19 protein-coding genes are annotated in these 21,109 nt (G+C 74.3%); 9 read left to right on the plus strand and 10 right to left on the minus strand.

Going from position 1 to position 21,109, the window contains the following annotated elements; all coding sequences use genetic code 11:
- Positions 1 to 16 precede the first annotated feature (16 nt).
- The 3 genes from STTU_RS24475 to STTU_RS24485 are packed head-to-tail and all read right to left on the minus strand — an operon-like array spanning position 17 to position 3,116.
- Positions 17 to 856, minus strand: a complete 840-nt coding sequence (locus STTU_RS24475; RefSeq protein WP_043256193.1) for a heme ABC transporter ATP-binding protein — start codon at positions 854 to 856, stop codon at positions 17 to 19.
- On the minus strand, positions 853 to 2,016 hold the full coding sequence (locus STTU_RS24480) for a FecCD family ABC transporter permease (protein WP_043256195.1): 1,164 nt from the start codon (positions 2,014 to 2,016) through the stop codon (positions 853 to 855). Before STTU_RS24480 ends, STTU_RS24475 begins: the two co-directional genes overlap by 4 nt.
- Entirely contained in the window at positions 2,013 to 3,116 is a 1,104-nt protein-coding gene (locus STTU_RS24485) for a heme/hemin ABC transporter substrate-binding protein (RefSeq protein ID WP_043256197.1), read from the minus strand. The genes STTU_RS24480 and STTU_RS24485 overlap by 4 nt, the downstream gene beginning before the upstream one ends.
- 196 nt (positions 3,117 to 3,312) lie before the next feature.
- Here STTU_RS24485 and STTU_RS24490 point away from each other — a divergent pair, with 196 nt between their 5' ends.
- From STTU_RS24490 to STTU_RS24505, 4 genes are all read left to right on the plus strand, one after another.
- Positions 3,313 to 4,773 carry an HtaA domain-containing protein gene (locus STTU_RS24490; RefSeq protein WP_043256199.1) on the plus strand — a complete coding sequence of 487 codons (1,461 nt, stop codon included), beginning with the start codon at positions 3,313 to 3,315 and terminating at the stop codon, positions 4,771 to 4,773.
- Positions 4,774 to 4,891: 118 nt separating this feature from the next.
- A complete protein-coding gene (locus tag STTU_RS24495) occupies positions 4,892 to 6,481 on the plus strand; it encodes an HtaA domain-containing protein (protein WP_007827809.1) in 1,590 nt (529 codons plus the stop codon).
- Between the two features lie 291 nt (positions 6,482 to 6,772).
- Entirely contained in the window at positions 6,773 to 7,444 is a 672-nt protein-coding gene (locus tag STTU_RS24500; RefSeq protein WP_007827810.1) for a PhzF family phenazine biosynthesis protein, read from the plus strand.
- A gap of 285 nt (positions 7,445 to 7,729) precedes the next feature.
- Positions 7,730 to 8,089 carry an SH3 domain-containing protein gene (locus tag STTU_RS24505; RefSeq protein ID WP_007827812.1) on the plus strand — a complete coding sequence of 120 codons (360 nt, stop codon included), beginning with the start codon at positions 7,730 to 7,732 and terminating at the stop codon, positions 8,087 to 8,089.
- Between the two features lie 167 nt (positions 8,090 to 8,256).
- On the opposite strand, the gene STTU_RS24510 is transcribed toward STTU_RS24505, so the two are convergent.
- Together STTU_RS24510 and map are read right to left on the minus strand one after the other, a co-directional pair.
- The gene (locus STTU_RS24510; protein ID WP_267881234.1) at positions 8,257 to 8,961 is read right to left on the minus strand and encodes a heme oxygenase (biliverdin-producing); all 705 of its coding nucleotides are present in this window, start codon (positions 8,959 to 8,961) and stop codon (positions 8,257 to 8,259) included.
- Positions 8,962 to 9,103: 142 nt separating this feature from the next.
- Positions 9,104 to 9,961 carry a type I methionyl aminopeptidase gene (gene map / locus STTU_RS24515; protein WP_007827816.1) on the minus strand — a complete coding sequence of 286 codons (858 nt, stop codon included), beginning with the start codon at positions 9,959 to 9,961 and terminating at the stop codon, positions 9,104 to 9,106.
- Positions 9,962 to 10,135: 174 nt separating this feature from the next.
- On the opposite strand from map, the gene STTU_RS24520 reads away from it, so the two are divergent.
- On the plus strand, positions 10,136 to 10,369 hold the full coding sequence (locus tag STTU_RS24520; protein WP_007827818.1) for a hypothetical protein: 234 nt from the start codon (positions 10,136 to 10,138) through the stop codon (positions 10,367 to 10,369).
- A gap of 119 nt (positions 10,370 to 10,488) precedes the next feature.
- Here the strand turns inward: STTU_RS24520 and STTU_RS24525 are convergent, their stop codons facing one another.
- Entirely contained in the window at positions 10,489 to 10,950 is a 462-nt protein-coding gene (locus STTU_RS24525; RefSeq protein WP_007827820.1) for a nuclear transport factor 2 family protein, read from the minus strand.
- Positions 10,951 to 11,132: 182 nt separating this feature from the next.
- Between STTU_RS24525 and npdG the strand changes: the two genes are divergently transcribed.
- Positions 11,133 to 11,840, plus strand: a complete 708-nt coding sequence (gene npdG, locus STTU_RS24530; RefSeq protein ID WP_007827822.1) for an NADPH-dependent F420 reductase — start codon at positions 11,133 to 11,135, stop codon at positions 11,838 to 11,840.
- A 108-nt stretch (positions 11,841 to 11,948) separates the two neighbouring features.
- Complete coding sequence (locus STTU_RS24535) at positions 11,949 to 12,140, plus strand: hypothetical protein (protein WP_007827823.1); 192 nt, start codon at positions 11,949 to 11,951, stop codon at positions 12,138 to 12,140.
- A 54-nt stretch (positions 12,141 to 12,194) separates the two neighbouring features.
- Here the strand turns inward: STTU_RS24535 and STTU_RS24540 are convergent, their stop codons facing one another.
- Complete coding sequence (locus STTU_RS24540) at positions 12,195 to 13,001, minus strand: site-2 protease family protein (protein ID WP_007827824.1); 807 nt, start codon at positions 12,999 to 13,001, stop codon at positions 12,195 to 12,197.
- A gap of 246 nt (positions 13,002 to 13,247) precedes the next feature.
- On the opposite strand from STTU_RS24540, the gene STTU_RS24545 reads away from it, so the two are divergent.
- On the plus strand, positions 13,248 to 16,649 hold the full coding sequence (locus STTU_RS24545) for a BTAD domain-containing putative transcriptional regulator (RefSeq protein ID WP_043256201.1): 3,402 nt from the start codon (positions 13,248 to 13,250) through the stop codon (positions 16,647 to 16,649).
- 62 nt (positions 16,650 to 16,711) lie between these two features.
- On the opposite strand, the gene STTU_RS24550 is transcribed toward STTU_RS24545, so the two are convergent.
- The 3 genes from STTU_RS24550 to panB all read right to left on the minus strand — a co-directional run bounded on the left by STTU_RS24550 (position 16,712) and on the right by panB (position 19,708).
- Positions 16,712 to 17,539: an ABC transporter permease gene (locus tag STTU_RS24550; protein ID WP_043256203.1), complete on the minus strand. Its 828-nt coding sequence runs from the start codon at positions 17,537 to 17,539 to the stop codon at positions 16,712 to 16,714.
- The gene (locus STTU_RS24555; RefSeq protein ID WP_007827827.1) at positions 17,536 to 18,591 is read right to left on the minus strand and encodes a daunorubicin resistance protein DrrA family ABC transporter ATP-binding protein; all 1,056 of its coding nucleotides are present in this window, start codon (positions 18,589 to 18,591) and stop codon (positions 17,536 to 17,538) included. The genes STTU_RS24550 and STTU_RS24555 overlap by 4 nt, the downstream gene beginning before the upstream one ends.
- Positions 18,592 to 18,841: 250 nt before the next feature.
- Positions 18,842 to 19,708 carry a 3-methyl-2-oxobutanoate hydroxymethyltransferase gene (gene panB, locus STTU_RS24560; RefSeq protein ID WP_010269170.1) on the minus strand — a complete coding sequence of 289 codons (867 nt, stop codon included), beginning with the start codon at positions 19,706 to 19,708 and terminating at the stop codon, positions 18,842 to 18,844.
- 329 nt (positions 19,709 to 20,037) lie between these two features.
- Between panB and STTU_RS24565 the strand changes: the two genes are divergently transcribed.
- Positions 20,038 to 21,021, plus strand: a complete 984-nt coding sequence (locus STTU_RS24565) for an endonuclease/exonuclease/phosphatase family protein (RefSeq protein ID WP_063894652.1) — start codon at positions 20,038 to 20,040, stop codon at positions 21,019 to 21,021.
- Positions 21,022 to 21,109: the final 88 nt, after the last annotated feature.

A 21,109-nucleotide genomic window follows, 5' to 3' on the forward strand; every position in this document is an offset into this window, starting at 1 on the left:
TACGGCCCTGCCGGAGTCACTTGAGGGCGGCCCGGACCGGGAGGACCAGGGGGTCGCCGCTCGCCGGGTGGGGGATGACCTCGATCGGCTGGCGGTAGACCTCGCTCAGCAGGTCCGCCGAGAGGACCTCGGCGGGGGGCCCGTCCGCCCTGACGCGGCCGTCGTGGAGGACCGCGACACGGTGCGCGTACGCGGCGGCGAGACCGAGGTCGTGGAGCACGACGACGACCGCGTCACCGGCCGCCGCCCGCTCGCGGCACACGCGCAGCACGAGTTCCTGGTGGCGCAGGTCGAGCGCGGCCGTCGGCTCGTCGAGCAGCACGAGCGGGGCGCGCTGGGCGAGGACGCGCGCGAGCGCGACGCGGGCGCGCTCACCGCCGGAGAGCGCCGAGAAGGGGCGCCCCGCGAAGGCCGCCGTCTCCGTCGCCGCCATCGCCTCGCGCACCGCCGCCTCGTCCTGCTCCTCGCGCTCCGTGCCCGCCCACGGCGCCCGCCCCATAAGGACCACCTCTCGCGCGACGAACGGGAACGACAACGTCGCCGCCTGCGGCAACACCGCCCGGCGCAGCGCGAGTTCCGCCGCGCTCCACTCCCCGGCGGGCCGCCCCAGGATCTCAACCGCGCCCACGTCCGGGCGCGTGTCGGCGGCGAGCACCGCGAGGAGCGTCGACTTCCCCGCCCCGTTCGGCCCGACGAGCGCGAGCACCTCCCCGGCCCGTACGGGCAGTTCGACGCCGCTCAGCACCGGCCGCCCCCCGAGCCCGAGCCCGACCCCCGCCGCCCGCGCCACCGTCTCACCGGGCACCGGCCGCCCCGGCAGCCGCCGCGCGCGCCCGCCCGTCCCGTACCACCTCATGCCCAGCCTCCCTGCTTGCGACGGGTCCTGCGCAGCAGCCAGAAGAAGAACGGGCTGCCGAAGAGCGCCGTCAGCACCCCGAGCGGCAACTCCGCCGGAGCCGCGACGGTACGGGCCGCGAGGTCCGCGCCCACGAGCACGAGCCCCCCGCCGAGCGCGCTCGCCGGGACGAGGAAGCGGTGCCCGGGACCCGCCGCCATGCGCAGCAGGTGCGGCACGAGCAGCCCCACGAACGAGATGATCCCGGAGACCGCGACAGCGGCGGCCGTCAGCAGCGCCACGACGAGCACCAGGACGAGCCGCAGCCGCTCCACGTCCACGCCCAGGTGCCGCGCCGGGCGTTCGCCGAGCGCGAGCAGGTCGAGCTTGCGCGCGTGCAGCGGCGCCACCGCGAGCCCGAGGAGCGCGCACGGCAGGACGGCGAGGACCTTCGGCCACGTGGCCTGCGCGAGGGAGCCGAGCTGCCAGAAGGTGATCTGCGAGACCTGCGCGTTGTCCGCGAAGAAGACGAACAGGCCGATGAGCGCGCCCGCAAAAGCGTTGACCGCGATCCCGGTGAGGATCAGCGTCACCACCTCGGTCCGCCCGCCCGCGCGCGAGAGCGTGTAGACGAGCAGGACCGTCGCGAGTCCCGCGACGAACGCGAAGACCGACACCGTCCAGGTGCCGAGGAAGGTGATGCCGAGCGCGATCGAGGCGACCGCGCCGACCGCCGCGCCCGAGGAGATCCCGATGACGCCCGGCTCCGCGAGCGGATTGCCGAACACGCCCTGCATGAGCGCCCCCGCGCAGCCGAGCGAGGCCCCGACGAGCAGCGCGAGCACGACCCTCGGCAGTCGCACGTTCCACAGCACGCTCTCGCCGACCCGGTCGAGCGCGTGCCCGCCGACGCCCACCTTGTGCGCGAGCGAGGCGAGGAGGTCGCCGAGCGGGATGTGGTAGGCGCCGACGCTCGCGGAGACGAGGCACAGGCCGACGAGGGCGAGGACGAGGACGGGCGTGAGGACGCGGGTGACGGGGCGGGGGGCCCTGGGCGAGAGGGCCTTGGGTGAGAGGGCGTCGGGTGAGGGGGCGTCGGGTGAAGGGGCGGGTCCGCGCCGGGGTTCCGCTCCCTCCGGGGCGGGGGCTTCGTCGGCGCGTACCGCCTCGGAGGCCGTCATCCCTTGCCGCCCTTGCCGGAGGTGCCGCCGTTGCCGGACGTGCCGCCCTTGCCGTAGAGCTGGTCCACGAGGGTCGCCAGGACCTCGTCCGTGCGCGGGCCGTAGTTCAGGAGGACGCCGTCGTCCACCGCGACGACGCGGCGGTCGAGACCGGCGGGGGTCTCGGCGACGCCGGGGATCTTGAGGAGCCCGTCGACGCCGCCGACCGAGTCGAGTCCCTTGCTCATGACGAGGATCGCGTCGGGCGCCGCCTTCGCGAGGGCCTCGCTCGTGATCGCCGTGAAGTCCTTGCGCAGCCCCGATTCCTTGCCCGCGTCCACCGCGCCGGCCGCCTCCAGGAGCGAACTCGCCCCGGACTCCGCGCCGCCGAGGAGGTAGACGGAGGCCGTGCCGCGCAGGTAGAGGAAGGCGACGCGGGGGCGGTCGGCGTGCGCGGGGATCTTCTCGCGCTCGGCGGCGAGGCGTTCGTCGGCGCGCTTGGCGAGCGCGTCGCCCGCGCCGGGGACGCCGAGGGTCCGCGCGACGGCGTGGATGCGCTTGTCGACGTCGTCGAGGCTCTTCGCCGGATCGAGGATCACGAGCGGGACGCCCGCGTCGCGTATCTGCTCGATCGCCTCGGCGGGGCCGGTCGTGGACTCGGCGAGGACGAGCGTCGGGTGCAGCGAGAGGACGTTCTCGGCCGAGACGTCGTGCGCGCGCGTCACGAGGGGCAGCTTCCTCGCCTGCTCGAAGGTCGCCGTGACGTCCTTCGCCACGACGTGGTCGCCGAGCCCGAGGCTGAAGACGAGTTCGCTGATGCTCCCGGTCAGCGGCACGATCCGCGAGACGTCCCGCACGGTGACGGTGTGCCCGTCGGCCGACTTCACCCGCACCGGCAGCTCCGGCGCGGGCTTCCCGGGCAGCGGTTCGACGCGGTCGCGGTGCGCGGCGGCGCTCGCCGAGGCCCTGGGGGCGCCCCCGTTCCCCGTACCGCCGGAGCCGCCGTCCGTGCCGCAGGCCGCGACGGCGAGTACGGCGAGCAGGGCGGCGCCGAGCCGGAAGCGGGCCGTGAACGAGAGCCGTCTCGCGGCCGTGGACGACGGCCTCAGTTGCGTGCGCACCCGATCAACCATCCTGTCGTGCTGGGTTCGTGCTGGTTTGTGCGGGAACCGGGGGGTTCCCGGGACCGCAGGTCATACATTAGGTTAGCCTTACCTCATTGACCAGGGCTTTGCCGGGTTGACCCGTCCTTTCCCTTTGGCCCCCCTGTACCGCCGCACGCCCTCCGGTGCCGTGCGCCCTTCCCTGAAGGTGTCCATGACGCACGCATCGCGCAGCCGCCCGGCACGCTCCGCGGCCCTCGCCCTGCTGCTCGCACTCGCTCTCGCCCTGCTCCCGCCCGGCAACGCGCGGGCGGCCGAGCGCACGGTGAGCGGCGGGCGGCTCGACTGGGGGATCAAGTCCTCGTTCCAGAGCTACGTCACCGGGCCCATCGCACAGGGCAGTTGGAGCCTGAGCGGCGGCGTCGGCACCGTCGGGGGCAGCCAGTTCCGCTTCCCCTCGGCGACCGGCACGTACGACCCGGACAGCGGCGCGCTGAGCACGAGCTTCGCGGGCGGGGTGCGCTTCGTCGGGCACAAGAAGGGCGCCGCGTACGAACTCGACCTCACCATCAGCCGCCCCACCGTCCGCATCGCCGACGGCGCGGGCACGCTCTACGCCGACATGCGGAGCAAGGCGAAGGGCAGCGGGCAGTGGAGCACCCGCGGTCAGGTCCCGCTCGCCACACTGAACCTCGGCGGGATCGGCACCAAGGGCGGGGGTACCCCGATCGGCCTCGCCCACGTGCCCGCGACGCTCACCGCGCAGGGCGCGAGCGCCTTCGCCGGCTACTACACGGCGGGCACCGCGCTCGACCCCGTCACCCTCTCCGTCGACGTCCTCGCCGCCGCCAAGTCCCCCACGCGGTCGAAGAGTCCGAGCCCTTCGAAGAGCCCCGAGAAGAAGACCGCGAGCCCCGCGAAGGCCGCCCGCATCGAGGACGCGGCGCTCGACTGGGGCGTGCGCCGCACGTGGCGCGAGTACGTGACGGGCCCGGTCGCCGAGGGCGAGTGGACCCTCAAGGACGGCGCGCAGGACGGCGGCGCGCTCTACCGCTTCCCGCGCGGCTCCGGCACGTACGAGGCGAGGGACGGCCGTCTCGACGCGGACTTCACCGGCACGCTCCGCTTCACCGGAGCCCACGACCTCGACCTGAGCCTCGCCGCGCCCCACGTGAAGGTGCGCGCGGGCAAGGGCACGCTCAGCGCGAAGGTGGCCCGGGGCGGCGCGAAGGCCCGCACCCGCACCCTCGTCACCTTCGACGCGAAGAAGCTGAAGGAGGACGACGGCCTCGTGCTGCTCACCGAGGCCCCCGCGGAACTCACCGCCGAGGGCGCCGAGGTCTTCGGCGGTGTCTACAAGACGGGCACCGCGATGGACCCCGTCTCGCTCGCCGTCGCCCTCGACGACTCCGCACGACTCCCCGCCCTGCCCGACATCGGCAGCGACGCCTCCGCCGCGCCGGAGAAGGCCACCCGGACCACCCCTTCCCCCACGGCGAGCCCCGCCGTGACCGCCTCCGCCTCCGACGACGACTCCCCGGCCCTGCCGCTCGCGCTCGGCGCGGGAGCCGTCGTCCTGATCGCCGCCGCGGGCACGGCCTACGGGCTCACCCGCAGGCGCAAGGCGCGCGCGGACGCCGGGGACGCCACCGGGGGGACGGACCCGGGCGCGTGACCGGACGGCGTACCCCCGTACGCCGTCCGCCCCGCGCGACGGAGCCCCGTCCCCCACCCCACCACCCACCACCGCCCCCGCAGCAGGAGGCGGTCCACCCGAGGAGCAGCAAGCCACCATGGCAGTCACCAGACGCCGCAAGACCACCGTCCTGGCGGCGGCCGTCGCCACCGCGGCGGCGCTCGGCACCGGCGCGCTCACCCTGCCCGCCGCCTCCGCCGCCCCGCGGGCCGCCGGGGCACCGACCATCACGCTCAAGGACGGGACGCTCGACTGGGGCGTCAAGGAGTCCTTCCGCAAGTACCTCCTCTCGCCCATCGCGCACGGCAAGATCACCATGGGCGACGGCGCCACGCAGGCCGAAGGCAACGGCCCCTTCACCTTCACGGGCGGCACCGGCACGTACGACACCGGCAGCCACGGCACGCACACCGCCTTCAACGGCAGCGTGCGCTTCGAGGGCCACGAGGGCGTCCTCGACATCGAGCTGAGCGACCTCCAGGTCACGACGACCACGACCGGCGGCGGCATCTCCGCCGACGTCACGACCGTCGCGGACGGCAAGTCGACGACCGATCAGGATGTCGTCATCGCCGACCTGAGCCTCGACGGCATCCGTCCGGGTACGGGCGCGGGCGGCGCGATGGTCTTCAAGGACATCCCCGCCACGCTCACCGCCGACGGCTCGAAGGCGTTCCAGGGCTTCTACCAGGCCGGTGCCGTGCTCGACGCCGCGACCCTCTCGGTGACCGCCGACAGCGGCAAGCCCTCGGAGGAGCCGACGACGGGCCCGACGGACGAGCCCACGACGGGTCCGACGGACGAGCCCAGCGGCAAGCCCTCCGAGGAGCCGAGCGGCAAGCCGTCGGAGGAGCCGAGTGGCAGGCCGTCCGAGGAGCCGGGCGGTGAGCCGAGCGGTGAGCCCACCGGCAAGCCCAGCGAGACCCCGGCCGGCTCCGGCGGCGTCGCCAAGGGCGCCCTGACCTGGGGCCTCAAGGAGTCGTGGCGCAAGTACATCGCGACCGGCGGCGGCAGCGAGGTCTCCGGCGGCGCGAAGAAGAGCGGCGACGTCTTCACCTTCCCGTACACGTCGGGCACCGCCGACGCGGGCGCCGAGAAGACCGACGCGGCCTTCGGCGGCGGCGTGCGCTTCACGTACAAGGCGCACGGCATCGACATGGAGTTCAGCGACGTCAAGGTCGTCACGAGCGGCACCAAGGGCACCCTGACGCTCGACGTCACGACCCCGCAGGGCACCAAGGACGACGTCGACTTCGCGAAGCTCGACCTCTCCTCGGCCTCCTACGCCGTCAAGAACGACGTCCTGACGCTCGACCAGGTCCCCGCGGTCTTCACGGCGGCGGGCGCGGCGGCCTTCGCCAACGACACGACCGGCTCGCTCTACAAGGCCGGGGACGCCCTCGACCCCGTCACCGTGAGCCTCGCCCTGAGCGACGACGCCGACCTCCCGGCCGCGGGCTCGGGGTCGGGCAACGGCGGCGGCACCGGCACCGGCACCGGAGCGGGCGGTACGGGCTCCGGCGCCAGCGGCTCGGGCTTCGGCACGAGCGGCGCGACGGGCTCCCTCGCCTCGACGGGCGCGGGCCTGCCCACGGGTCCGCTCCTCGGCGGTGCCGCCGCCGTCGTCGCGGCCGGAACGGGCGCCCTGTACGCCGCCCGCCGCCGCCGCGCCACCGAGCAGGCGTGAGCGCCCACCCGGCCTGAGGGCCCCGGGGGCGGGGCGGTCGCTGTCGTCACGTGACCGCCGCCCCGCCCCCGCGCCCTCGCCCCGGCCGGTGAGCGGCCACTCACCGGCCACCCGGGCCGCGCCCTCCGCCGCACGTACGCACGTCCCCCGTACGCGCGCGCGCGGGGCGCGGCCCTCGCGTCCGCGCGGGGCGCGGCCCTCGCGTCCGCGCGGGGCGCGGCCCTTCGCGGCCCCTTCGCATGCGCGCCCCGCGCCGACCGCCCCCGCCCGCGTATGCGGTTCAATGCGGGCATGAGCACATCAGGCACCCCCGGCCTCGACGTCCTGCGGGTCTTCTGCGACGCCGCCGGGCGGCACGGCAACGCGCTCGGCGTCGTCCGCGAGGGCGCGCGCTTCCCCGGCGACGCGGAGCGCCAGGCGCTCGCCGCGCGGCTCGGGTACAGCGAGACCGTCTTCGTCGACGACCCCGAGCGCGGCGTGCTCGACATCCGCACTCCCGGCACCGCGCTCCCCTTCGCGGGGCACCCGCTCGTCGGCTGCGCCTGGCTCCTCGACCTGCCCGCACTCGCCCCGCCCGCCGGGCCCGTCGAGGCCCGCTCGGACGGCGAGTTCACCTGGATCACCGCCCGCGCCGCGTGGGCGGCCGACCGCGTCCCCGTCCGTTGCGGGAGCCCCGAGGAGGTCGACGCGCTGCCCGTCCCCGCGCCGGGAGACGGCTGGCGGTACGCCTGGGCCTGGGAGGACGAGGCCGCCGGGCGGGTACGGGCCAGGGGCTTCCCCGGGCGCGGGGACGGCATCGACGAGGACGAGGCGACGGGCTCGGCGGCGATCGCGCTCACGGCGCACCTCGGGCGCGCGCTCAACATCCGCCAGGGCAGGGGCTCGCAACTCCTCACGGCGCCGGGACCCGACGGGCTCGTCGAACTGGGCGGGAGAGTGCGGTTCGCGGAGGGGCCGCGCTGAGGCACCGACGAAGGGAGGCGCAGGGCGGCGCGGAAAGGCGCGGAAAGGCGCGGGTAAAGGGGCGCTGACGACGCGACCGGGCGCGGGCAAAGCTTCGGCGGACCGAGGCAGGGGGCGCGCCCCGAACGGCCGCCGCACTCCCGGTGCGCTCGCCGCCGCCCGGGTGAAGCGGCCGCGCCGCTCTCGCTCCCGGCCCGTACCGCGTGCGATCAAGGGACAGGACCGGGGTGCCGACGCCCCGGTCGCGGCCCGGGACCCGCCCGGGCAACGGCACGGAGGAACTCAATGCGCGCAACCCGCACGGCCGCCGCTCTCGTGGGCGTCCTGCTGACCGGTACCGTCCTCGCGACCCCGGCGCTCGCGAACGACCGGACCGGCACCCAGACGATCTCCCACGAGGCCGCCGCCGCGTACGCCAAGGGCAAGGTCGTCTCGAAGATCGACCTGAACGTCCGTGAGAAGCCGACCACCAACTCGAAGGTCCTGCGCACCGTCAAGCCGGGCGCGATCATCGAGCTGCGCTGCAAGATCATCGACGGCCGCCCCGTCGACGGCAACAGCGTCTGGTACCGCACGGGCTCGAAGGGCTGGGTCGCGGCCCGCTACGTCAAGAACCTGTCGTACGTGAAGCGCTGCGACGCGTGACACCCGCACAGGGCTGAACCGCGGCGGCCCGGCACCCCCTCCTCCGGGCAGGGGTGCCGGGCCGCCGTTCTCCGCTCCACCGGTTCGCGTCCTTCACCGGCCGCGTCCGCGCGCCGACGGACTCGTCGTACGGGCCTCGCCGGACCTGTGCGCGGGGCCTGACGGGCCTACGCGGCGGCGAGCGGGAACTCCTCGCCCAGCGCGCGGAAGACGCCGGTGTTGAGCGCGAAGGCGCGCCGGCACTCGTCCACGACCCGCTCCTTCTCCACCGCGTCGAGCGGCAGCGCGTCGAGCCGCTCGCGGTAACCGCGTTTGAAGGCGGCCGGGTTCGCCACCGTGGCGAAGACGTAGAAGCGGACCCCGTCGCCCTTGCGCGCGAACCCCCACGTCCGCTCGGCCTTGTCGCGGATGATCTGCCCGCCCGAGAGGTCCCCGAGGTAGCGCGTGTAGTGGTGCGCCACGTACCCGCCCGGCCAGCCCGCGGCGCACTCGGTGACGCGCGCCGCGTACTCCTCGGTCGCGGGGAGCGGGGCGAGGCCCGCGCGCCAGCCGGGCCCGCGCAGGTGCGCGAGATCCCGCTCCAGCTCGGGGAGCCGGGCGAGCCCCGGATCGACGAACGGCCCGGCGACGGGATCGCCCGCGAGCGCCGCGAAGTGCTCCTCCAGGGCCCGGTAGACGAACCAGAGCTGCTCGGTGTAGCGCGCGAAGGCGTCCACGCCGAGGCGCCCGTTGAGCAGGTCGCTCATGAAGGTCGAGTTCTCGGCCTCCGTGTGCTGGGCGTGCGAGGCGGTGCGTATGACGGTCGAGAAGGGGGTCTCAGCGGACCCGGCGTCGCTGGCGAGGCCGGGGGAGACGTCCGTCGAGGTGTCCAAGGAGGACCTCCAGGGCGTGGAAGAAATACCGAAGCGTGGGGGAACCGGTACGATCATCTAACTTAGGTATGCCTAAGTCAATGGGTTCCCGACAGGCTGTCGGCAAAGCTCCGCGCCGCGCGCGCCACCGCCCCCCCCCGGCTCAGGGCGTCGTCAGGATCTCCGCCCCCGTCGCCGTCACGACCAGCGTCTCCTCGAACTGGGCGGTGCGCCTGCGGTCCTTCGTCACGACGGTCCAGCCGTCGTCCCACTGCTCGTAGTCGTAGGTGCCGAGGGTGAGCATGGGCTCGATGGTGAAGGTCATGCCCTCGCGCATGACGGTCGTGGCGTGCGGGCTGTCGTAGTGCGGCACGATCAGGCCGGAGTGGAAGGACGTGTTGATGCCGTGCCCGGTGAAGTCCCGGACGACGCCGTAGCCGAAGCGCTTCGCGTACGACTCGATGACGCGCCCGATGACGTTGATCTGCCGCCCGGGGCGCACGGCCTTGATCGCCCGGTCCAGTGCCGTACGGGTCCGCTCGACGAGCAGGCGCGACTCCTCGTCCACGTCGCCGACGAGGTAGGTCGCGTTGTTGTCGCCGTGCACGCCGTCCTTGAAGGCGGTGACGTCGAGGTTCACGATGTCGCCGTCGCGCAGCACGGTCGAGTCGGGGATGCCGTGGCAGATGACCTCGTTGACGGAGGTGCACAGCGACTTCGGGAAACCGCGGTAGCCGAGGGTCGACGGGTAGGCCCCGTGGTCGACCATGTACTCGTGCGCGACGCGGTCGAGTTCGTCGGTCGTGACACCGGGCGCGATGTGCTTCGCCGCCTCGTCCATCGCCCGCCGCGCGATCCGCCCCGCGACGCGCATCTTCTCGACCGTCTCCGCGTCCTGCACCTCGGGCCCGGTGTACGGCGTGGGCGCCGGCTTCCCGACGTACTCGGGACGCGGGATGTCCTTGGGGACCCCGCGCAGGGGGGAGATCTTTCCGCTTACGACAAATGACTGGCCAGACATGGGGTGAGTCTATGGCGGCCGGGTGCCGGGGGCGGGGGCGCGTACGCGGTGGGAGAGGGCGGACCCGGTCCGGGGGAGCGGTCCGGCCGCGAGCCGACTGAGCGGCCCGATCTCGGGCACGATGGGACCGGAGCCCGGGGCAGCACCCGGCCGGACCGCGGAAGGACGGAGCGCATGGCTCTCTTCGGCAGGAGCGACAAGCAGGGCAGCGGCAAACCGGGCGAGTGGTACTACTGCCTGGATCACGCCAAGGTCGAGGAGGGCCCCCAGTGCCCCTCCAAGAACCGCATGGGCCCCTACGCCACCCGGGTGGAGGCCGAACACGCGATGGACCGCGCGGCGGAACGCAACCGCGAGTGGGAGAACGACGAGCGGTGGAAGGACGGGGGGCGGCCGGAGGGGCAGTGAGGGGCGCCGGGGAGCGCGGCGGGCGGGAGGCGGGCGCGGCGGCCGGACGGTGAGGCCGGACGGGGCGACGGCCGGCACCGCCCTCGTACGCCGCCGCCGTCACCGCCCGTCCGGCTCGTTCACGCCCTCTCCGTCTCCGTCTCCGTCCCCGTCTCCGGCGTGGGCGGCTCCCCCCTCGTCCACACGACATGGACCGCCATGGTGGTGAAGCGCCAGCCCTCCGCCGTGCGGCGCAGCGTGGCTTCCCAGCGGCCTCCCACGACGAAGAGGGGATCGGGGGCGGGGGAGTGGTGGATGTGGACCATGTACGCGTTCCACGAGGCCGTGGCGTGGTCCGTGCAGAAGGCCGCGTCCGTCACGACGCCCGAGGCGAAGTGCTGCGTGTCGGCGAAGCGGAGCAGTGCGGTCTCGGCGGTGCGTACCGCCTCGGCGCCCCGCGTCGAGCCCACCGGGGCGATCATGCTCGCGTCGTCGGTGAGGTAGGGGCGGGCCCACCCGGGGGTGAACTCGCGGGTGTCGAGCGCCAGGAAGAAGCGGTCGACGAGTGCGGTGATCTCTGCCTGATCCGTTCGCGCGGTCATGGTCAGAGTCTGTGCCCCCAAGGCCACTTGAGGTCAAGAGGCGGCAAAGCCCCTGCCGCGCTCACCACTTGGCCTCAGGTCCCCGACGCCGACCGGGTGGCGGACGACTGTGGGGGAGGAAAGGGTGCGTGCCAGCGATTTTTCGCGCGGAACGAGCCGCTACTTGCCAGTAGGCTGCCGCCATGACTACCACGGACGACCACGCGCAGAAGCCGCCCCGCAAGGACCCCTGGGAGCTCCCCGACGTCTCCGGGCTCGTCGTCGGCGTGCTCGGCGGCACGGGCGACCAGGGGCGCGGCCTCGCCTACCGCCTCGCGCTCGCGGGCCAGAAGGTGATCATCGGCTCGCGGGCCGCCGAGCGGGCAGCCGGTGCCGCCGCCGAGATCGGGCACGGTGTCGAGGGCGCGGACAACGCGGAGTGCGCGCGCCGCAGCGACATCGTGATCGTCGCGGTGCCCTGGGACGGCCACAAGGCGCTCCTCGCCTCGCTGCGCGAGGACCTCGCGGGCAAGCTCGTCGTCGACTGCGTCAACCCGCTCGGCTTCGACAAGAAGGGCGCCTACGCCCTCACGCCCGAGGAGGGCAGCGCCGCCGAGCAGGCCGCGTCCCTCCTCCCCGACTCGCGCGTCACGGCGGCCTTCCACCACCTCTCCGCCGTGCTCCTCCAGGACCCCGCCGTCGAGAGCATCGACACCGACGTCCTCGTGCTCGGCGAGGCCCGTGCCGACACCGACCTCGTCCAGGCCCTCGCCCAGCGCATCACGGGTATGCGCGGCGTCTTCGCCGGGCGGCTGCGCAACGCGCACCAGGTCGAGTCGCTCGTCGCCAACCTCATCTCCGTCAACCGCCGCTACAAGGGCCACGCGGGCCTGCGCGTGACGGACGTCTGAGCGGCCCCGGACCCCTCGCGGGGCGAGCCCCCCGGAGCGGGGCACTCGGGGCATGGGGGACACTGGTCGGGCAGCAGGCCCGCCCGTCCACGACAAGGAGCCACCCCCATGCCCCGCCTCGCGCTCTACGCCCTCGTCGTCTGCGTCCTCGCCGTCGCCGCCGCCGTGGTCTCCTTCACGCAGGGAAGCTGGCTGGGCATCGTGTGGGTGCTGCTCGCGGGGGTCTCCTCGAACATGTGCTGGTACTACGTGCGCCGCGCCAGGGCCGAGCGCCAGGCCGCGACGCCGGTCACCGGCTGAACCCCGCGGCGCCCCCGCCGCACCTCAGCGGCCTCCCCGCCGCGCCCCACGGCCTCACCCGACGAGCGCGCAGACCGGATCCCGCTCCACCCAGAACCGGAACAGGTTCCGCCCGCAGTACGTGGCGAACTCCGGCACCCCGAGCGCCCGCAGCAGGCCGTCCATCGCGTCGAAGAACGCCACGTTCACCTCCGGCACCCACAGCAGCGCGAAGACCGCGATCAGCCCGAACGGCGCGAACGGCTCCACCTGCCGGCGCACACTCCGCGAGAGCCACGGCTCGATCACCCCGTACCCGTCGAGGCCCGGCACCGGCACGAAGTTCAGGATCGCCGCCGTCACCTGGAGCAGCGCGAGGAAGCCCAGCGCGTACTGGAAGGAGCGCGGCACCCCGTCGAGCGCGTGCAGCCAGAACGGGGCCGTGCACACGACGGCGAAGAGCACGTTCGTGAGCGGCCCCGCCGCCGAGATGAGACTGTGCCGCCAGCGGCCCCTGATCGCGCCCCGCTCGATGTACACCGCGCCGCCCGGCAGGCCGATACCGCCGAGGATCACGAAGACCACCGGCAGCACGATGCTCAGCAGCGCGTGCGTGTACTTCGCCGGGTTGAGCGTCAGATAGCCCTTCGCCCCCACGCTCAGGTCCCCGCTGTGCAGCGCGGTCCGCGCGTGCGCGTACTCGTGCAGGCACAGCGACACGACCCACATCGCGGTGACGAAGAGGAACACGGCGAAGGCCGTCGCGTCCGCGTACCCGGTCCACACCGCCCACCCGGAGACGGCGGCCACCGCGACGATGCCCAGGAAGACGGGACTGACCCGCCGGTCCGAACGGTCCGGCCGCGAGTACGGGGTCGCCATGGGGTCTGCTCCAAAAGCCGGGGATCACTCCCCGGTTCGGCCCGGGGTCCGGCAAGACTACGAGGCCGGTACCCCCCACGGGCGAACTACCCCGCCGACGTGCCGCTTTCCCCACCGGTTCCGTCCCCGCCCACACGAGACCGGCGCCCTGGCCGAGGTCGAACCCGTACTCCCGCCGGGGCCCTGACCCCCGGACGCGCCCCGCGTGGCCGCCCGGCCCTCCCGCCGGAGCCCGTGCCGTACACAATGGGTGCCGTGTTCTACCGCGTCCTCGGCACCACCGCCGCTCTCCGTCCCGACGGCAGCGCCGTTCCCCTCGGCGGGGCGCGGCTGCGCGCGCTGCTCACCGTGCTCGCCGTACGGGCCGGGCGGAGCGTGTCCGCGACCGTACTCGCCGACGAGGTGTGGGGCGCCGATCCGCCCGCCGAGCCGCAGGCGGCGCTGCAAGCGCTCGTCGGACGGCTGCGCCGGGCGCTCGGGCCCGGCGCGATCGTCTCCGAGCCCGCCGGGTACCGGCTCGACGTCCCGCCCGACGCCGTCGACCTGCACCGCTTCGGGCGGCTCGCCGACGAGGGACGGGCCGCGCTCGACGCCGGGGAGCCCGCACGCGCCGCCGGGCTCCTCGACGAGGCGCTCGCCCTGTGGGCCGAGCCGCCGCTCGCCGACCTGCCCGAGGCGGAGGCGGAGGCCCGCCACTGGACGGAACGGCTGCGCACGGCCCGTACCGCCCGCTGGGCCGCGGCCCTCGACCTCGGCCACGCCGAGGAGGCGCTGCCCCCGCTCACCGCCCTGTGCCGCGCCCACCCCCTCGACGAACCCCTCCACCTCCTGCGCCTGCGCGCCCTGCGCGACACCGGGCGCCCCGCCGAGGCGCTCGCCGCCTACGCGGGCCTCGCCCGCACCCTCGCCGACCGCCTCGGCACCGACCCGGGCCCCGCCCTGCGCGCCCTGCACACCGAACTCCTCGGCGCGGGCGAGCGGTCCGCGCCCGGCCGGGCACCCGCCCCGGAACCCGCGCGCCCGCCGAGGACCGGCAACCTCCCCGCGCGCCTCACCTCCTTCGTCGGCCGCGGCACGGACATCGAGACGCTGCGCGCCGACCTCGCCGGGTCACGGCTCGTGACGCTCCTCGGGCCCGGCGGCTCCGGCAAGACGCGGCTGAGCCAGGAGACCGCCGAGACGCTGCGCGACCGCGTCCCGGACGGCGTCTGGCTCGCCGAACTCGCCCCCGTCACCGACCCCGAGGGCGTCCCCGCCGCCGTGCTCGGCGCGGTCGGCGGGCGCGAGACCGTCCTGCGCGGCGCCGGGGCCGAGGAGTTCCGCGTCGCGACCGACCGCCAGCACGACGACGTCCTCACCCGGCTCACCGAGTACTGCGCCCCGCGTCGGATCCTCCTCCTCCTCGACAACTGCGAGCACGTCGTCGGCGCCGCCGCGCACCTCGCGCAGACCCTCCTCGAACGCTGCCCCCGCCTCACGATCATCGCGACCAGCCGCGAACCGCTCGGTGTCCCCGGCGAAGTCCTCCGCCCCGTCGAACCCCTCCCCGAGCCCGCCGCGCGCCGGCTCTTCCGCGAACGCGCCGCCGCCGTCAGCCCCGGCTTCACGCCCGCCACGGAGCCCGAGGCCGTCGCCGAGATCTGCCGCCGCCTCGACGGCCTCCCGCTCGCCATCGAACTCGCCGCCGCGCGGCTGCGGTTGCTCACCCCGCGCCAGATCGCCGACCGCCTCGACGACCGCTTCAGGCTCCTGACCACCGGCAGCCGCACCGTGCTGCCCCGCCAGCAGACCCTGCGCGCCGTCGTCGACTGGTCCTGGGACCTCCTCGACGCCCGCGAACGCGCCGTGCTCGCCCGCCTCTCCGTCTTCGCGGGCGGCTGCGACCTCGCCGCCGTCGAAGCCGTCTGCGCCACCCCCGGGGCACCCGCGGCGGACGTGGCCGACGTGCTCGGCGCCCTCGTCGACAAGTCCCTCGTCATCGCCGCGCCCGCCCCCGACGGCACCATGCGCTACCGGCTCCTGGAGACCGTCGCCGAGTACGCCGCCGCACGCCTCGCCGAGGAGGGCGCCGCGACGGCGACCCGCCACGCCCACCTCCTCCACTACCGCGAACTCGCCCGCACCACCGACCCGCTCCTGCGCGGCCCGGAGCAGGGCGCGGCGATCGCCCGTCTGGAGGCGGAGTACGAGAACCTGCGCCTCGCCCTGCGCGAGGCGCTGGAACGGGCCGAGGAGCAGGAGGTGCTGTGCCTCGTCCTCTCGCTCTCCTGGTACTGGCAGATCCGCGGCCCGCGCGGCGAGGCCGTGCACTGGGCGGGCGCGGCGGCGGCGCTCGGCCCCGACCCCTTCGCCGAGGGCGCTCCCGAGGCCCCGCCCGTGGCGGAGAGCTGCACGGCGACGCCCCCGCCGTGGGACGGCACCGTCCTCGACGAGGCCCGGCGCGGCGTGCACCTCATCCACCTCGCGCACATGGACATGGACTTCGACCACTGGAGCGACCCCACGCAGCGCGCGAGGCTGCACCGGGCGGCCGAGGTCTACCGCCCCGGCCTGCCGCAGACCTGCCGTCCCCCGGCCAACGTCTGGTTCTTCGCCGTCCTCTTCACCGGCAACCTCGCCCTCGTCCGCGACGTCGCCGACAGCACCGTGCGCACCGCGCGCGAACTCGACCTGCCCTGGGAACTCGCCCTCGCCCTCCAGAACCGCGCCAACCTGCTCGCCAACCGCGCCGACCTCGACGGCGACGCCCTCTCCGACGCGGGCGAGGCGCTGCGCATCTTCCGCGAGCTGGGCGACAGCTGGGGCGCCGCCGAGGCCCTCGCGGCGCGCGCCGAGGTCCTGGAGTGGCACGGGCGCTACACCGAGGCCGCCGCCGACTACGAAGAGGCGACGGAGCATGCCCTCACGCTCGGCGCGCACAGCCAGACCGGAGTGCTGCGGGCCCGCATGGGCGGGCTCCTCACCGAGTCCGACGACCCCGAGGAGAGCGCCCGGGGCGAGAAGCTGCTGCGCGAGATCTTCGACGAGGAGGGCCCCGCGAGCACCGAGGCCCGCCCCGTCGCCCACCTCTTCCTCGCCATGCGCTACGCCGGGACCGGCCGCCTCGCCGAGGCGCGGCAGGTCGTCGACCGGCTGCGCGACGACTTCGGCAACGGCTCCTTCGTCCTCTTCGACACCATGATCGGACGCCTGGAAGGCTGGCTCGACGCCCTGGAAGGCCGATACGACCAGAGTCTGAGCCGCCTCGGGCAGAGCGTGGACTCCTCCTTCGAGGACCTCGCCCTCCTCATGGCCCCGCAGCTCCCCGCGGGCCACCTCCAGACCGCCGCCTACGCCTTCGCCCTGCGCGGCACAGCCCGCCGCTCCGCCCCCGACCTGCTCCTCGCCGCGCGCCTCCTCGCCGCCGTCTCCGCGGCCCTGCCCGCGCCGCGCCACGAGTCCCGCGTCGAACGCGAACTCCACGCCGAGACCGAACGATTGATCACGGCCGCCGCCGAGGACCCCGCCTTCCCGCTCGCCGCCCCGGCCCTGCGCACCGCGCGCGCCGAGGGCGCCCGCCTCGGCCTCCGCGAGGGCCTGGACCTCCTCCGCGGGGCCGTCCCGCTCGCCTCCCACGACGCCGAAGCCGCGCCCCCCGGCCGGGACTGAGCGTCCCGGCCGGAGCCGCGGCTCCGGCCCGTGCGTCATCCGCACCCCTGCCCCCGTCCCGCTCAGGAGGACTTCGTACGGAACTTGTAGATCGCGACCGGCGCCATGACCACCGTGATCGCCACCGTCCAGACCAGCGTCCACGTCAGCCCGTGTGTGAGCGGGCCGCCGTTGCACAGCGCCCGCGAGGCGTCCGCGAGCGTCGAGATCGGGTTGTAGTCGGTGAACGCCTGGAGCCAGCCCGGCATCGTCGAGGTCGGCGTGAAGATCGAGGAGCCGAACTGGAGCGGCATCATCACGAGGAAGCCCATCGCCTGGATGGCCTGCGCGCTCTTCATCGTCACGCCGAGCGTCAGGAAGATCCACATGAGCGAGGAGCCGAAGAGGATCGACAGGCCGATCGAGGCGAAGAGCCCCGGCACGTTGGACACCGAGAGTCCGAGGGCGAAACCGACCGCCAGCAGGACGCCCACGGCGATGATCAGCCGCAGGATCTCGACCATGATCTTCGCGATGAGGACGGAGGACCGGGCGATCGGCAGGCTGCGGAAGCGGTCCATGACGCCGGTCTGGAAGTCCTGGTTGAAGCCGGTCCCCACGCCCGTCGCCATGTTCATCCCCATCATCGCCATGAGGCCGGGGACGACGTAGTTCACGTACTCCTGCTGGTTGCCCTTGCCGGCGATGGCGCCGCCGAAGACGTAGACGAAGAGCAGCGTGAAGACGAGCGGCATCAGGATGGCGTCGAACATCGACTCCGGGTCCTGCTTGATCCACAGGATGTTGCGGCGGGTCAGCGCCCCGATGTGCCGCAGGTGGGCGCGCAGCCCGATCTTGGCCTCGCCCACGACGGGGGCGGGGGAGGGGGCGGTGAGGGTGGCGGTGCTCATGCCGAGACCTTCTCTCGTACGGGGGCGGCGCCGTCCTGCGGCTGCTCCTGGTCGGTGTGGGTGGCCTTCTGGCCGGTGAGCGAGAGGAAGACCTCGTCGAGGCTCGGCAGCTCCGTGCGCAGGTCGGCGAGCGCCACGTCCTTCGCGGCGAGCAGCCCTATGACCGCGGTGAGCTGTTCGTCGCTCAGGAGGGGGATGAGGACGCTGCCGCTCTCCTGGTCGAGCGTCGGCGTGGCGAGGCCCGTGAGACCGCTCTCCTCGACGAGCCGGGCGACCTCCGGCAGCACGGACCTGTCCGCCGGGCGCACCCGCAGCACCCGGCCGCCGACGCGGGACTTCAGCTCGTCGATCGCCCCCTCGGCGACGACCCGCCCGCGGTCGATGACGGTCAGCTCGCTCGCGAGCTGCTCCGCCTCCTCCATGTACTGGGTGGTGAGGAGCACGGTCACGCCGTCGCCCACCATGCTCTGCACCTCGCTCCACACCTCCTGGCGCGTGCGCGGGTCGAGGCCCGTGGTGGGCTCGTCCAGGTAGAGCACGGCGGGGCGGCCGATCATGGACGCGGCGAGGTCGAGCCGGCGCCGCATCCCGCCGGAGTACGTGCCCGCCACGCGCTTCGCCGCCTCGGTGAGCGAGAACCGTTCGAGCAGCTCGTCGGCCCGCCGCCGCGACTCGGCGCGGCTCAGGTCGAGCAGCCGCCCGATCAGGTACAGGTTCTCGCGCCCGGAGAGCTTCGCGTCGACCGAGGCGTACTGGCCGGTGAGGCCGATCCTGCGGCGCAGCTCCTTCGGCTGCCGCAGGACGTCGATGCCCGCGACGGTCGCGGAGCCCGCGTCCGGGACGAGCAGGGTGGACAGGCAGCGCACGAGGGTCGTCTTGCCCGCGCCGTTGGGGCCGAGGACCCCGAGCACGGTGCCGCGGCGGACGTCGAGGTCCACCCCGTCGAGCGCCTTGGTGCTGCCGAAGTGCTTCTTCAGACCGCGGACCGAGACGGCGATGTCCCCGCCGTCCCGCCGCTCCGCAGGTGCATTCGTCGTATCGATTCGCGTCATGCCGATAACCCTGACAGCCGCCACCGACAAGCCACCCACAACTCACCTACACGCCTGTGACCTGCGGAAAGAGGTGATCTGTCGGTGGCCCGTCGGCCCAGGGGGGCGCACGCGTGAGCGAATGCGCCCCGGGTGTGCGACCGCACGCGAAAGGGCCGGCCCGGCGGGAGGAACCGCCGGACCGGCCCCGGCCGTGGCGCGTCGTGTCACCGCGCCCTCACGGGCGTCGGCGCACCCCGCGCCCCGGCCGTCAGTGCACCTCGTGCTCCGCCGCGGGGAAGGCACCGCCCGCGACATCGGCCGCGAACGTGCGGGCCGCGTCGCCGAGCAGGCCGCGCAGGTCCGCGTACTGCTTCACGAAGCCCGGCACCTTGCCGCCGGTGAGCCCCATCATGTCGGTCCACACCAGGACCTGCGCGTCGGTCGCCGCGCCGCCGCCGATGCCGACTGTCGGGATGGCGAGCGTGCGCGTGACCTCGGCGGCCAGCTCGGCGGGGACGAGTTCCAGCACGACGGCGAAGGCGCCCGCGTCCTGCACGGCCTTCGCGTCGCGAAGGAGCTGGGCCGCCGCCTCCTCGCCGCGCCCCTGCACCCGGTACCCCATCGCGTTCACCGACTGCGGCGTGAGCCCGATGTGGCCCATGACGGGGATACCGGCCTCGACGAGCGTCCTGATCTGCTCGTGCGAGCGCTCGCCGCCCTCCAGCTTCACGGCGCCGACCCCGGCGTCCTTGACCAGGCGCATCGCCGAGCGCAGCGCCTGCTTCGGGCCCTCCTGGTACGAGCCGAAGGTGAGGTCGCCGACGATCAGGGCCCGCTTGGTGCCCCGTACGACGGCGGCGGAGAGCATGGTCATCTCGTCGAGCGTCACGGGGACGGTCGAGTCGTAACCGAGGTGGCAGTTGCCCATCGAGTCCCCGACGAGGAGGACCGGGATACCGCTCTCGTCGAAGACGGAGGCGGTCATGGCGTCGTAGGCGGTGAGCATCGCCCACTTCTCGCCGCGCTCCTTGGCGCGGGCGATGTCGTGCACGGTGACCCGGCGGCGCACGGCCTTGCCGTACAGGGTCCCGGTGGGAGTTTCTGACTGTGCGCGGGCAGCGGAAAGCTCGCTCATCACGCGGCTCCTTCTGGTCATCTCGAAGCGCCCTGGCGGCGTCCCCGGATTCACTCCCCATGGTGACACCTCGCACGCGAGGGCGGAAAGAGGGGGGGCCGCCCGGCACGTACAAAAGCCACAGCCCGCACCCAACCAGGAACTCCCGCCGGGGCCTCCCGCGTCCCCACTTCACACAGGTCCGCCGTGGCGGCGGGCAGGGCCCTTTTCATCCCCTAGGGTCAGGGGCGGAACGGGTGCACGGTGGTCAGTGAGGCGGCACGATGGCGCAGGCGTACAAGGCGGAAACGGGTAGTGAGGGACAGCGCCCCGAGGGGCTGCGCGGCCGGATGCGTTTCGTGGGCCGGCGCACCGGGGCCCCGGGCGGCGGGCGGCTCCCGGGGATGTGGCGGCGCGGCCTCGTGCTCGCCGTGCTCGCGCTGGCGCTCGCGGGGCTCATGCTCGTCCACGCGCACGTCCCCAACCGCGTCGGGAACCTCGGCAGCCTCCTGGAGACCTTCCTGCCCTGGTTCGGGCTCCTCGTCCCCGTCCTGCTCGTCCTCGCGCTCGTACGGCGCTCCGCGACCGCGCTCCTCGCCCTCGTGCTGCCCGTCGCGGTGTGGCTCAACCTGTTCGGCGGGCTCGTCCTCGGCCACGACCAGTCGCGCGGCGACCTCACCGTCGTCACCCACAACGTCAACGCCGAGAACGGCGACCTCCCCGGCACCGTCCGCACCCTCGTCGGCTCCGGCGCCCAGCTCCTCGCCCTGGAGGAGCTGACCGAGCAGGCCGTGCCGGAGTACGCGAGCGCCCTCAAGGCCACGTACCCGTACCACGTCACCAAGGGCACCGTCGGCCTCTGGAGCAAGTACCCGCTGCGCGGCACGAAACCCGTCGACCTGGAACTGGGCTGGGAGCGCGCCCTGCGCACGACCGCGGAGACCCCGAGGGGCCCCGTCGCCGTCTTCGTCGCCCACCTGCCCTCGGTCCGCGTCAAGCTCGACACCGGCTTCGTCGCGGGTCAGCGCGACCGCAGCGCCGAGGCGCTCGGCAAGGCGATCCGCGAGGAACCGCTCACCAACAAGGTCCTCGTCGGCGACCTCAACGGCACGATGAACGACCGCGCCCTGTCCCCGGTGACCTCGCAGCTCCGTTCCACGCAGGGCGCGGCGGGCAAGGGCTTCGGCTTCAGCTGGCCGGCGGGCTTCCCGATGGCCCGCATCGACCAGATCCTCGTCGGCGGCGCCGAACCGGTCTCCTCCTGGACCCTGCCCCGCACCGGCTCCGACCACCTCCCGGTCGCCGCGTCGATCCGCCTGGCGAGCACGAACTGAGCCCTGGGGCCGCACCCGTGCCGGGGCCCATCGAGTAAGCCGCTCCGGCGATCGAGGGGGGAGTCCGGGGCGGAGCCCGGGGGAGGGC

The organism is Streptomyces sp. Tu6071 (assembly GCF_000213055.1).
Taxonomy (GTDB): Bacteria; Actinomycetota; Actinomycetes; order Streptomycetales; family Streptomycetaceae; genus Streptomyces; species Streptomyces evansiae.